The 13044-nt window shown below is 59.9% G+C and carries 13 protein-coding genes and 1 tRNA gene; 10 read left to right on the top strand and 4 right to left on the bottom strand.

Annotation, left to right across the window (positions count from 1 at the left end; all coding sequences use genetic code 11):
• The 4 genes from mobA to GSQ93_RS32400 form a co-directional block, all read left to right on the top strand.
• The coding region (gene mobA / locus GSQ93_RS32385; RefSeq protein WP_158940022.1) for a molybdenum cofactor guanylyltransferase MobA at positions 1 to 546 on the top strand (546 nt) is incomplete at its 5' end.
• 166 nt (positions 547 to 712) lie between these two features.
• Entirely contained in the window at positions 713 to 2020 is a 1308-nt protein-coding gene (gene glp, locus GSQ93_RS32390) for a gephyrin-like molybdotransferase Glp (RefSeq protein ID WP_158940023.1), read from the top strand.
• 133 nt (positions 2021 to 2153) lie between these two features.
• The gene (locus GSQ93_RS32395) at positions 2154 to 2429 is read left to right on the top strand and encodes a hypothetical protein (RefSeq protein WP_031363462.1); all 276 of its coding nucleotides are present in this window, start codon (positions 2154 to 2156) and stop codon (positions 2427 to 2429) included.
• A complete protein-coding gene (locus tag GSQ93_RS32400) occupies positions 2429 to 2917 on the top strand; it encodes a GNAT family N-acetyltransferase (RefSeq protein WP_158940125.1) in 489 nt (162 codons plus the stop codon). The genes GSQ93_RS32395 and GSQ93_RS32400 overlap by 1 nt, the downstream gene beginning before the upstream one ends.
• On the opposite strand, the gene rmuC is transcribed toward GSQ93_RS32400, so the two are convergent.
• The 4 genes from rmuC to pncB form a co-directional block, all read right to left on the bottom strand.
• Complete coding sequence (gene rmuC, locus GSQ93_RS32405) at positions 2914 to 4371, bottom strand: DNA recombination protein RmuC (RefSeq protein ID WP_158940126.1); 1458 nt, start codon at positions 4369 to 4371, stop codon at positions 2914 to 2916. The two genes, GSQ93_RS32400 and rmuC, sit on opposite strands and share 4 nt — an antisense overlap.
• 2 nt (positions 4372 to 4373) lie before the next feature.
• The gene (locus GSQ93_RS32410) at positions 4374 to 5354 is read right to left on the bottom strand and encodes a D-glycerate dehydrogenase (RefSeq protein ID WP_158940024.1); all 981 of its coding nucleotides are present in this window, start codon (positions 5352 to 5354) and stop codon (positions 4374 to 4376) included.
• Positions 5355 to 5363: 9 nt separating this feature from the next.
• Positions 5364 to 6755, bottom strand: a complete 1392-nt coding sequence (locus GSQ93_RS32415; RefSeq protein ID WP_254074183.1) for a sodium:proton antiporter — start codon at positions 6753 to 6755, stop codon at positions 5364 to 5366.
• Between the two features lie 231 nt (positions 6756 to 6986).
• Entirely contained in the window at positions 6987 to 8177 is a 1191-nt protein-coding gene (gene pncB, locus GSQ93_RS32420) for a nicotinate phosphoribosyltransferase (RefSeq protein ID WP_158940026.1), read from the bottom strand.
• Between the two features lie 440 nt (positions 8178 to 8617).
• On the opposite strand from pncB, the gene fdxA reads away from it, so the two are divergent.
• From fdxA to GSQ93_RS32450, 6 genes are all read left to right on the top strand, one after another.
• On the top strand, positions 8618 to 8941 hold the full coding sequence (gene fdxA / locus GSQ93_RS32425) for a ferredoxin FdxA (protein WP_158940027.1): 324 nt from the start codon (positions 8618 to 8620) through the stop codon (positions 8939 to 8941).
• 130 nt (positions 8942 to 9071) lie between these two features.
• Positions 9072 to 9147: transfer RNA gene (locus GSQ93_RS32430), tRNA-Asn, on the top strand.
• Positions 9148 to 9528: 381 nt separating this feature from the next.
• On the top strand, positions 9529 to 9768 hold the full coding sequence (locus tag GSQ93_RS32435; RefSeq protein WP_158940028.1) for an antitoxin: 240 nt from the start codon (positions 9529 to 9531) through the stop codon (positions 9766 to 9768).
• A complete protein-coding gene (locus GSQ93_RS32440) occupies positions 9769 to 10161 on the top strand; it encodes a type II toxin-antitoxin system VapC family toxin (protein ID WP_158940029.1) in 393 nt (130 codons plus the stop codon).
• Between the two features lie 328 nt (positions 10162 to 10489).
• The gene (locus GSQ93_RS32445) at positions 10490 to 11233 is read left to right on the top strand and encodes a FadR/GntR family transcriptional regulator (RefSeq protein WP_158940030.1); all 744 of its coding nucleotides are present in this window, start codon (positions 10490 to 10492) and stop codon (positions 11231 to 11233) included.
• Between the two features lie 514 nt (positions 11234 to 11747).
• Positions 11748 to 12995 (top strand): MFS transporter, encoded by a 1248-nt coding sequence (locus tag GSQ93_RS32450; RefSeq protein ID WP_158940127.1) that lies wholly within the window; start codon positions 11748 to 11750, stop codon positions 12993 to 12995.
• Positions 12996 to 13044 lie beyond the last annotated feature (49 nt).

The raw sequence follows: 13044 nt of genomic DNA on the forward strand, positions 1-13044 counted from the left end.
GTCGATAAAGGCCTCCAGCCGCTCAACCTTGAACCGCTTGCGCTCCATGCGCTGCGGGCGCTGAAGCCGCAATGCGGCGCGATGCTGATCAGCGCGAATCGCAGCCTCGAAATCTACGCGCAGCTTGGCATGCCGTTCCAGGCAAAGGTCATTGTCGATGCTTTCCCCGATTTTCCCGGCCCGCTTGCGGGAATATCGGCGGCGTTGCATGCAGCGCAAACTGAATTCGTGCTGTTCGTGCCCTGCGACGCGCCGTTCGTGGATCCTCATCTGGCCGAACGGCTATTCGAAGGCTTGAGCGACGGACAAGCAGATATCGCGATGGCAGCAGTCATCGACGCCACGGGCGACCGCCACGTGCACCCCGTTTTCGCGTTGATGCGCGCGTCCCTGACCGACGATCTCGACGCGTTTATCCGCGCCGGCGAACGCAAGGTCCGCGCGTGGTACGCACGCCACAAGGCGGTAGATGTGACCTTCGCCAACGACCGTGCGTTTTACAATGTCAACGATTTGCAGCAGCTAGCCGATCTCGAGCGCAACTAAGCACAGGTTCGTTTCGCTCCATGCTTCGGTGTGCGGCGAGGCCTCGGCTTCGTCAGCGCCGCTTTGCAGCGACTAAGGCAGCGGCTGCGCCAGCATCCTCGACGTGCCAACCCTTTTTACCGGTGCGCCCGCGGGCTTTGCGTCGCGACTTCCGCTTTATCCATCAATGAACACACCCAGGCACTTTTCGAGCTGCGTCGCCGAGTACGATCCGAACGCGCTGCCCGTCAGCGCGGCCCAGGAGATCGTGCGCCAGTGGGCGTTGCCGCGCGGTCGTACCGAGGTGGAGCAGGTGAGTCTTTTCGACGCGCTTGATCGAGTACTGGCAGAAGACGTTATCTCGCCAATCAACGTTCCTTCGCACGACAACTCGGCCATGGACGGTTATGCGTTCGATGGCGCGGCGTTGCTGAATGGATCGGACGATGTACAGCTTCGCTTGACGGTCGCGGGTACCGCGCTCGCCGGGCAACCGTTCGAAGGCCGTCCGCTGGCCGCGCAATGCGTGCGCATCATGACCGGTGCGCTCATTCCGCCGGGGTGCGACACCGTCGTGCCGCAAGAACTCGTGCAGCGCACAGGCGATGCCGTTACGTTCGCCTCGGCGCATCTCGTACGCGGTGCGAATCGACGGCTCGCGGGCGAAGATCTCGCGCAAGGCCAGGCAGCATTGCGCAAGGGCCGGATTGTGCGCGCATCGGATCTTGGTTTGCTTGCGTCGCTGGGCATTAGTAACGTTGCGGTGCAACGGCGCTTGCGTGTCGCGTTTTTTTCAACCGGCGACGAATTGCGTTCCGTTGGTGAAGCGCTGGCGCCGGGTTGCGTCTACGACAGCAACCGCTATACCCTCTTCGCGATGCTGCGCCGGATGAACGTGGAACCGGTGGATCTGGGGATTGTGCGCGACGATCGTGCATCGCTTGAACGGGCGTTGCGACAAGCTACGCAGGACGCCGACGTGGTGATCAGTTCGGGCGGCGTGTCTGTAGGCGATGCCGACTTCACGCGCGACCTGATGAACGCGCTTGGCGACGTGGCGTTCTGGAAGATCGCGATGCGTCCCGGCCGGCCGCTCGCGTTCGGCCGCCTGTGGTCGGGCAAGCGTCCGGGCGAAGGCGAATCTGCCTTGTTCTTTGGCTTGCCGGGAAATCCGGTTGCGGTGATGGCAACGTTTTATTTCATCGTGCGCGAGGCGCTGCTCGCCATGTCGGGCGCGACGCCCTCTTCGCTGCCTTTGATAGTGGCGACGAGTTCGCAACCGATCAACAAGCGCGCCGGGCGCACGGAGTTTCAACGCGGTATTGCACGCCGGGACAGCGCCGGGCGCTGGCATGTGGTGACAACCGGGCCGCAGGGCTCGGGCGTGCTGAGTTCAATGAGCGAAGCGAATTGCTTCATTGTCCTGAAGCACGACGCAGGAAATATCGATGCAGGCGACAGCGTGGATATCCTGCCATTCGACGGCCTGATCTAGTTTCAAAGGCGCTTCGACAACCTGCTTCAAGAACCTGAACCTCAAGAACCTGAACCGCCGCGCTGCCACGACTTAAGCGGCTAAAACGGATGGTTCGAATGCATTGCACTATGACTGACGGGGCTTTTCCTTCATGAAAAAACAGATTTCGTTCATCGCGCCGGGGCAAACCGCCAAAGCGCTGATTCTCGTGTACCTCACCTTCAGCGTGCCAATCGTGCTGCTGGGCGTACTGGTCGCTTTCTTTCGATACGGCTCGGTCGAGCTGAGCACCGTGACAAGCGCGCTGCTGCTCAATGCGATCCTTGGCTTCATCTTGCTGTGGATTGCATGTCACGCATACAACTGGGTGGCGTCACGATTCGGCGGCATTGAGATCGTCTTGTCCGACGCCCCGGAAGAGGCATGATGAGCGCTCAGATCCGACCCGCCGCCCCCGCCGATGTCGGCGCGATCTTCGCCTTGATGATCGAGCTGGCCGAGTTTGAAAAGCTCATGCATATGTTCATTGCGACCGAGGGCGGCGTGCACGACGCGCTGTTCGGCGCGCGGCCGTGCGCTGAAGCCATGGTGGCCGAAGAGGACGGACGCATAGTGGGCTACGCGCTGTTCTTCCAGAACTATTCAACCTTTCTCGGCAAGCGTGGCTTGTACCTGGAAGACCTGTATGTGAAGCCGGCCATTCGCGGCAGCGGACTTGGCACGAAGATGCTGCGCGCTTTGGCGGCTCTTGCGGTGGAACGTCAATGCGGCCGCTTCGAATGGACCGTGCTCGACTGGAATCAGAACGCCATCGGCTTCTACGAGAAGATGGGCGCAACGGTGCTGCCCGACTGGCGCATCGTGCGCATCACCGGCGACGCGCTCGCTACGCTGGCTTCGCCCGCTGCCGACTAAGCGCCGGGTTCTTCACGTTCATCCCCGAGCAGGTTGGCCACCTGCTCGCCCGGCAACGCTTCCACATCACGCAGTTTCTTGCTCATCTGTCGTGTACGCGTTTCCGCCGATTCAATAGACCGCGTCACCGCTTCAAGCTGCGATCGCGTCTTCGACAGCACTTCTCCAAACTTCCTGAACTCCGTTTTCACCGCGCCGAGCACTTGCCAGACTTCACTGGAACGCTGCTCGATTGCCAGCGTCCTGAAACCCATCTGCAAGCTGTTCAGTAGCGCAGTCAACGTGGTCGGACCTGTCACGCTCACCCGGTATTCGCGTTGCAGAAAATCGGTCAGCCCCGGACGGCGAAGGATTTCCGCATACAGGCCCTCGGTCGGCAGGAACAACAACGCGAAGTCCGTGGTGTGCGGCGGCGCGACGTACTTCTGTGCAATCGCCTTCGCTTCCGCGCGAATGCGTCCCTCCAGCGCGCGTGACGCTTCCTCGACCGCGACCACATCTGCTCGATCTTGCGCATCGATCAGACGTTCGTAGTCCTCGCGCGGAAACTTGGCGTCGATAGGCAGCCACACCGGCGTAGCCACCGCATTCGCGCCGCTCTGGCCCGGCGCGTCGTGACGACCGGGCAGCTTGATGGCGAACTCCACGCGATCATTGCTCTTCGGGATGGTCGCGACATTCTTCGCGTACTGATCCGGCGTCAACAACTGCTCGAGCAGCGATTCGAGCTGCACTTCGCCCCAAGTCCCACGCGTCTTGACGTTGGTCAGCACCTTCTTCAAATCGCCGACACCCGCCGCCAGCGTCTGCATTTCCCCCAATCCGCGATGTACCTGTTCAAGCCGGTCCGACACCAGCTTGAACGATTCGCCAAGCCGCTGCTCCAGCGTGGCATGCAGCTTTTCATCGACGGTACGGCGCATTTCTTCAAGCTTCGCCGCGTTGTTCGCTTCAATATCCTTCAGCCGCGCTTCGAGCGTTGCGCGCACTTCGCTCAGACGGCGGTCATTCGACTCCGACATCTGCGCGAGCTGCAGCGTGAGCGCATCCCCGAAACGCTTCAGCGCCTGGCTTTGTTCGTCGCGTGCGTGCTGGCTTTGCAGCGCGTTGCTTTCCGTCAGCGTGACAAGTTGCCGGGAGAACGCCTCAAGCTGCGTGTTCTGCACGTTCGCCATGCTCGCGAGTTGCGTCGCGAGCGTCTGCTGGAATTGAGCGAACGCTGTACCCGCCTCGGTACGCGAAGCACGGGACGTTTCTGTTACTTCGCCCCGCACGTTACGTTCAAGCCGCTCCTGGGCGCGCGCATGCGCTTCGCCCATATCGATAATCCGATCGGACAGCGCCTCGAACTGCTCCTCGACCTCTGTATCGCGCTTCGGCCGCAACAACAGCATCAACGTGATCACCAAAGCGATCGCGAGGACGGCGACACCCACGCTCAACAGCAACAACATGGTCATTTCTTCAGGACGTCCGGATTGATCGGGTTCGGTGGATTACCTGCGCGCGGCCCTTCACCCAGCGCGGCGATCAGGTTGTCCGCCGCGAGGTTCGCCATCGCCCGGCGCGTGGATTCGGTCGCGCTCGCAATATGCGGCGTCAGCACGACGTTCGGCACCGTCAGGAAATCGCGATTGAAATTCGGCTCGCCTTCGAAGACATCGAGTCCCGCGGCTGCGATGGTCTTGTTACGCAACGCATGGATCAGCGCGGCGTCGTCCACAATCCCGCCGCGTGCGATGTTCGTCAGCGTAGCCGTGGGTTTCATGGCCGCCAGTTCAGCCGCGCCGATAGTGTGGTGATTCTCTGCGGTGTACGGCAGCACCAGCACGACGTGGTCGGCGCGCTTCAGCAAGTCAGCCTTCGATACATACTCCGCGTTCAGTTCCGCCTCGATCTCCGGCGCGACGCGCGAACGGTTGTGATAAATCACGCGCATGTTGAATCCGCGCGCGCGCCGGGCGAGCGCCTGGCCGATGCGTCCCATGCCGAGCACGCCGAGCGTAGCGCCGCATACGTCGGTACCGAGGAACGCGTCGTAGGACCATGTGCCCCACTTGCCCGCGCGCAGGAAATGCTCCGACTCCGCAATACGCCGTGCGGCGGCCATCATCAGTGCCCAGCCAAAGTCCGCTGTGCTTTCGTTCAATACGTCAGGCGTGTTGGTCCCGAGCACGCCGTGCGCGTTCAACGCATGCATGTCGAAGTTGTTGTAACCCACGGCCATATTCGACACGACCTTCAGATTCGGGGCGCCTTCAAGGACCTTCGCCGTGACGGGATCGCCTGCAAGCAAAGCGCCATCGCGATCCGCCATGCGGCGCGCGAATTCGTCGGCGGCAAGCGGTGCGCCCGGATTGGCATCGACTTCAAAATACTGCCGGAGACGTTCGATCACGTCCGGGAAAATGGGGCGGGCAACCAGCACTTTCTTCATCGACTTCTCCTAAAAGAACAACCATCCCGTAAGCAGGAAAAGGGGCAGCAAAATGACTGTCGACCAGCCGAGATACGCGAAGAATCCCGGCATGACAATACCGCGCGATTCAGCAATCGCCTTGACCATGAAGTTGGGCGCATTGCCTATGTAGCTGTTCGCGCCCATGAACACAGCACCGGCCGAAATGGCGGCGAGCGTGGTGGCGCCAGTTGTCATCAGCGTTGGAGCATCGCCGCCGGCAAGATTGAAAAACACGAGATAAGTCGGCGCGTTGTCAAGGAACGATGACAGCAAACCGGTCGCCCAGAAGTACGCAATGTCGATTGGTTTGCCGCTTGCATCGGTCACCAAATGCACGATGCCGGCGAACGCACCGTCCGCACCCGCCCGCAGGATCATGATCACGGGCGCGATGGTGATGAAGATGGCGGCGAACAACTTCGCGACTTCTTCGATAGGCCCCCAGTTGAACGCATTGCCGGCGCGCGCGCTTTTCGGCGTGAGCATGAGCGACAGGAGCGTCACCACGACGAGCAGCACATCCCGCACGGCGTTCTGCAACGCGACGTGCGTACCGAATACATCGAACTCGATGCCCGGTTTCCACAAGCCGCTCATCAGCACGAGCGCGATCACCGCCGCGAGCAAAAGGAAATTGATCTTGCCGTCCACGCTTAATGGTGTTTTCACTTCACTCCGATGCACCACTTCTTCCTTCGCAAAGTAATAGCGGTCGAGCACGTAGAAAAGCGCCAGCAAAACCACGCAGATAAAAAGCGTTGGCGCGAAGAGATGCACCGTCGTCCAGAAAAAACTCACTCCATTCAGGAAGCCGAGGAACAGCGGCGGATCTCCGAGTGGCGAGAGCGACCCGCCGGCATTGGCCACGAGAAAGATGAAGAACACCACGCGATGCACAACGTGCTTGCGCTGTTCGTTGGCACGCAGCAGCGGGCGAATCAGCAGCATGGCCGCGCCCGTCGTTCCCATGATGCTGGCGAGCACCGTGCCAAGCGCGAGCAGCCCGGTATTCAGGCGAGGGGACCCATGCAGGTCGCCATGCAAGCAGATACCGCCCGCGACGGTGAAGAGCGTAGTGAGCAGGACGATGAACGGCACATACTCTTCCAGCATGGCATGTACGAAGGTCGCGAATGCAATCTGCGTACCAAAGCCAAGCGCAAAAGGCACCAGGAACACGAGCGCCCAGGCCGCCGATATCTTGCCGAAATGACGATGCCAGGCGTGCGGCGCGATCAGCGGCACGATCGCGATGGATAGGAGAATGCCGGCGAACGGAAGCCCCCACAGCGGAGACAGCGTGGCGCCATCAAGAGACGCCGCGGATGCAGTCAACGGCGACAAGAGGAGCACCAGCCCTTGCCATAAGCGTCGCATGTTCACTGATCCGCTCATGCGCGAACACCGCTGGCGGCGACTGCGGCCGGAGCGCGCAACCGTAAGCCCTGCTCGCTTGAGTTCCGGCTTGCGGCCGATGTATTCATGATGCTGTCCTCGTTGGCCTGTGCGTCGATCAAGGACTTGATTATAACGAGCGCTCGCGCTCGAATACCCTTGACCAAACGGCTAACGCTGAGCAGCACCGGAGCTCAAGAACACCCGCGCGGGTTACAGTTCGTCCACGGGTTTAGCGATGTCGAACACCTGACGCAGATAAGCAAGATAAGCCTGGTCATCGCACATGTTCTTGCCGGGGGAATCGGAGAGTTTGGCCACGGGCTGGCCGTTGCAGCGAACCATCTTGATCACGATCTGCAGCGGCTGATAACCCAGGTCGTTGGTCAGGTTCGTGCCCACGCCGAAAGCGAGCTGACAGCGGCCGTGGAAACGTTCGTATAAGCGCAGGACCTTCGGAATGTCGAGTGCGTCGGAGAAGACGAGCACCTTGGTGCGCGGGTCGCAACGGTTCTCTTCGTAGTGGCGGATCAGGCGTTCGCCCCAGTCAAAGGGATCGCCGGAGTCGTGGCGGGCGCCGTCGAAGAGCTTGCAGAAGTACATGTCGAAGTCGTTCAGGAACGCCTTCATGCCATAGACGTCCGAGAGCGCAATACCCAGGTCGCCGCGATACTCCTTCGCCCACATCTCAAAGCCGAAGACCTGCGAATCGCGCAACCGCGGGCCGAGCGCCTGGCAAGCCTGAAGGTATTCGTGCGCCATGGTCCCGAGCGGACGCAAGCCGTGCTTCATGGCGTAGTAGACGTTGCTCGTGCCCGTGAACTGTTCGCCCAGGCCTTCCTTCAGCTTGAGGATGACCTCCTCTTGCCACTGCCTGGAGAACCGGCGGCGGGTGCCGTAGTCGGCAATCTTGCAGTCTGAGACTTCCGGACGGCCGCGGAGTAACTGGATCTTGTCGCGCAGGCGGTCGCGGCCGGTATCGAAGGTCGGTTCGCGTTGCGTGTTGCGGAAATAGACCTCGTTGACTATGGCGAGGATGGGGATCTCGAACAGGATGGTATGCAGCCACGGCCCGACAATATCAATGTCGATCTCGCCGTTCTGCTTGGCGGACGGCTTGATCGTGACGGACTTCTCGTTGAGATGAAAGAGCGCGAGGAAGTCGATGAAATCGCTCTTGATGAAGCGCATCCGGCGAAGATATTCGAGCTCTTCTTCCTTGAAGCGCAGATGGCAGAGCTGGCGTACTTCGTCGCGTATCTCATCTATATACGGCACGAGATCGACATCCGGCGTGCGGCAGCGGAACTTGTATTCCGCGTTTGCCGCCGGGAAGTGATGCAGCACGACCTGCATCATCGTGAACTTGTAGAGATCGGTATCGAGCAGCGAATGGATAATCATGGTTCCAGACGAACGGCTAGGAAAACGGGTGAAGGCGCGGTAGAACCGCCCACAAGAGCGGGGATGAAACCGCAAACGGACCCGGCACGCCCCGACGCACTGGATGCTTTGCCCCCGGCGGCCTCCAGCGCATGTTACCCGAAGTGTCCGCCCGGAGCGCCTTCCACGCTCTGCCCGAACACGCTGGACAGGATGTGCATGGAAGCCCATCGGCGGCCCATAAACAAATCACTAAACGATATAAGGCCTTCTGGCCCGGGGTCGCGCTCAAATATACCGGTACGCTACAATATCGGTTTTGGCGCGCAGATCGTGCACAGTCGGGTTATATACAGCCCCGAATAGAGAAGCTCCGTTTGAGACGCTCGGTTCGCTGGTTGAACCCCGACCTTTATGTCGCCCTCGCCGCCGCCCCACGAATTCCGTATGCAGGAGCCTGAATGACTCACGTTGTGACCGAAAGCTGCATTAAGTGCCGCTATACCGATTGCGTGGACGTGTGCCCGGTGGATTGCTTCCGCGAAGGTCCCAACTTCCTCTCGATCGATCCTGACGAGTGCATCGACTGCGCCGTGTGCGTCGCCGAATGTCCAGTCAATGCAATCTATGCCGAAGAAGATGTTCCCGGTGATCAACAGCATTTCATTGAACTGAACGCCGACTTGTCGCGCGGCTGGCCGAGCATTACCAAGACCAAGGCGCCGTTGCCCGAAGCCGACGAATTCAAGGACGTGAAAGACAAGCTGGAACTGCTGGCGCGTTGAGCCTGAAGCGCCGCATGTCGTCGCTCATGGTAACGCTTCGCTTGTTTGTGACTTTTTGAATTGAGATGAACGCAGGGTGTTGACAGGTTAGATTCCCCTCCATATAATTTCGTTTCTCTGCTGCAGATGTTCCTCGATAGCTCAGTTGGTAGAGCGCCGGACTGTTAATCCGTAGGTCCCTGGTTCGAGCCCAGGTCGAGGAGCCAAAAAGATTTAAGCTCGAAAAGCCCAATCGAAAGATTGGGCTTTTTGCATTTCCAGGCATCACAAATCAAGTTGTCAAACTTGCGCTGACGTTCGACGCCTGCCTACGTTTTCGCGAGATTCAGAATGGCTTACGCCGAAAGGGCGCATGGATCGATTTGTTGTGTCATCGGTTCCATTCGGTCGAGGCAAATCGGCCGGGCGCCTCTGAAAATTCTCCGCTCGCTTTTTCACGCACTGCTAACGATATTGCACGATCGATCCAGCAGCGAAATGCACGGTCATCAACGAGCGCATCCCGCGCATCCGATAGCAGCTGTCGGCTCACCAAGCCAACATTCAGCGGTATATACTTTTGCTATATACCAAATCGTGAGGTCCTTATGGATACCGCAAAGGTTTTTTGGTCGGGCCGGTCCCAAGCCGTGCGCCTGCCGAAGGAATTTCGGCTGGATGCCGAGGAAGTGCGAATTCGCCGTCATGGCCGCGCGATCATTCTCGAACCGATTGCTAACGATTGGACGTGGTTGAATTCGGTCGTTGGTCCGCTCGACGACGACTTTGCCGAAGCCGTACGCGAGAAGCTACCGGAACAGGACCGCCCGGATTTGGACTTTTTTTAAGTGAATTATTTGCTTGACACGAATGCCGTTATCGCCTTGATGAAGGGACATACCGGTTTTTTGACGCGGCTCCGTCAGCACCAGCCGCGGGATTTCGCCATGCCGTCGATCGTCGCTCATGAACTCTATTTCGGCGCTTACAAGAGCCGGCATGCGGCCGACAATCTCAGGCGCGTTGAAGCGCTGCAATTCGAAATTCTCGACTTCGATCCGGAAGACGCTCGCCACGCCGGTGAAGTGCGCGCGCAGCTCGCTTCGGCCGGAACACCGATCGGGCCCTACGATGTCTTGATTGCAGGGCAGGCTCTAGCGAGATCGCTCACGCTCGTGACTCACAATATGCGCAAGTTCCAAAACGTGTCGGGCTTAAGCGTCGAAGACTGGGAGATCTGACCGCTGCGCATGGGAGGGCCCTGCCGGACCCCGGCGCAGAACGAACGCACGGGGTCCCCATGAAGGCTGGATACTGCGCCGACTCCACGTCGATACCCAACCGACATATAGCGCGCCCTTCGCTGCCACGTTAAAAGACTCGAAGCAGAGGCCTCGCTCAATTCCCCTCCCCCTGGCTCACCTGGTTCCATCGTGCCCGAGGAGACTCCGACCACCCACCTCCACCAATCTTTAAAATTGATAGTCGTCAGACAACGGTATAATCTGTCTATCCGCCGCATTTCCGAACTACGACATCGCCAGCCGGCTGCCCCAAGGAGCGTTTCTGATGGTCGAATCCCTCACATCCGTCGTGACACCCCGACGCGCCCGTAACCTGGCGGAGAGCGTGTTCGACTACGTGATCGAACAGATCGAATCCGCCGCGCTGAAGCCAGGCGACAAACTGCCCACCGAAGCAAAACTCATGGTGACGCTCGGGGTGAGCCGCACCGTCGTGCGCGAGGGCATTTCTCGCCTGCAGGCCAACGAGGTCATCGAAACACGTCATGGCATTGGCAGTTTCGTGCTGGAACCACGCCGCGAGAAACTGGGTATCGACATGGTGCCGGCCACGACGCTGCGCGACGTGTTGTCCGTGCTCGAATTGCGCATCAGCCTGGAAACCGAATGTGCCGGCCTGGCAGCGCAACGCGCACAGCCGGAAGATCTTGTGCGCATGCGAGCGGCACTCGACGCGATAGAAGCCACCAGCCGCAACGGCAGCGACAGCGTCGCCGCCGACCTCCAGTTCCACATAGCGCTCGCCCAGGCGACTGGAAATCGCTATTTCGTCGATATCCTGACCCAGATGGGCACCGCCCTGATCCCGCGCAACCGCATCGACTCAGCGGGGATCGCGAAAGCGGACCCGAAAGCGTACGTCTCGCTCGTCAATCTCGAACATGAGAGCATTCTCGAAGCCATCACGCGACGCGACGCCGAAAGTGCGCGCGCCGCCATGCGCATGCATTTGTCGAACAGCCGGGAACGGTTGCGCCGCGCGAATCAGTCAAGCGAAGCGAACGGCTGAAAGGGCATGCTTAGCACCCGCTTATTTGTGTCCGCCGAGGGCGCCGAGAGGCGTGACCGGCGCGAACCACCAAACTAAGCGCGGACGCATCAATCTCGCAAGCAGGCGGACGGGCGCTGCAGCCACATCACGCAGCCCCCCCGTCCCACCCCGACAAATCTCTTAACGCCCATTATCTTGTCTGACGTCCGACTTTAATTCATAATCTCGTCCACATGAGTGATGTAATCATCAGCCTTTCAATCCAGAAACACACGGCACTTTCGGGTTAACACCCATTTTTACAGTTCTCTTCTCGCTCTTAAAATGTCATCAGACAACGTATCTCACGTTGAAAATTGCGAACCTCCTCGCCGGTGCCCACCCGCATGAGCGTTCGCGATGACAGCCTGGAACTGACCGGTCGCCATCCGGAGAGGAATTCGTGACACCCGATCTCGCTCTATCGCAATCCGACGCGCTGACATCGGCGGCCTCAAAAGTTAAACGCCACGTGCTGCCGCTTTTTCTGATCATGTTCATCGCGAACTACATCGACCGGGTGAACATCGGCTTCGTCAGCACGCATATGCAGACGGACCTCGGGATTGGCGCAGCGGCCTATGGGTTGGGAAGCGGCCTGTTTTTCATCGGCTACGCGCTGTTCGAAGTGCCGTCGAACGTGTTGATGGCGCGCTTCGGCGCACGCGCGTGGCTCACGCGAATCATGTTCACGTGGGGCTTGGTGGCGGGCGCGATGGCCTTTACCTGGAACGACACGTCGTTCTACGTCATGCGGTTCCTGCTGGGCGTGGCCGAAGCCGGCTTTTTTCCGGGCGTGGTGTATTACTTCACGCAGTGGCTGCCGCAAAAAGAGCGCGGCAAGGCGGTCGCGATCTTTCTGGGCGGCTCGGCGCTGGCATCGGTGTTATCAGGGCCCGTGTCAGGCGCCCTGCTCTCAATACGCGGTTTCGGCCTGCATGGCTGGCAGTGGATGTTCCTGGTCGAAGGGATGTTTTCGATCGTGCTGTGCGGTGTGAGCTGGTTCATGCTCAAGTCCCATCCCCGCGATGCCAAATGGCTCACCGCGCAAGAACAACAGGCGCTGAGCACCGCTATTGCCCGCGAACAGGCGGAGCGGGAAGCGGCCGGCAACGCGCATCTGCCGATCACAAAACTATTGAAAGACCCGCAGATCGTGCTCTTCTGCGTGCTGTATTTCGCGATCCAGCTGACTATTTATGCAGCGACGTTCTGGCTTCCGACCATCATCCGCAAGATGGGCGGCCTGAGCGATTTTCAGGTCGGCCTCTATAACGCCGTGCCGTGGCTGATCGCCATGTTCGCGATGTACTGCTTCGCCATGTTGTCGGCGAAATGGCGCTTCCAGCAAGCGTGGCTCGCGCTCGCGCTGGTCATTGCCGCCTGCGGACTGTTTGCATCGACGTCGGCGAACCCGGTCTTTTCGTTCGTCGCCATCTGCTTTTCTGCGATCGGTTTCAAAGCGGCGGCGTCGCTGTTCTGGCCGCTGCCACAGGGATACCTCGATGTACGCGTCGCGGCCGGCGTGATCGCGTTGATCAACTCCGTCGGCAATCTGGGCGGCTTTTTCGCGCCAGCGGCGTTCGGCTATCTGCAGCAACATACGGGCTCGATATCGGGCGGCCTTTATGGGCTGGGCGTTGCGTCGCTCATCGCGGCTGCAATCGCGTTTTTCGCGAAGGACCGGATGACCGGCCGCCCCGAACACGCTTCCGAACCGAATCCAACCCGCGCCGCTTAAGCCCTTCACGAGCTCCCTCGCGAGCCCTCGATCAACTCATACCCACCAC

It is taken from the genome of Burkholderia sp. S171 (assembly GCF_009766085.1).
In the GTDB taxonomy this organism is placed as follows: domain Bacteria; phylum Pseudomonadota; class Gammaproteobacteria; order Burkholderiales; family Burkholderiaceae; genus Caballeronia.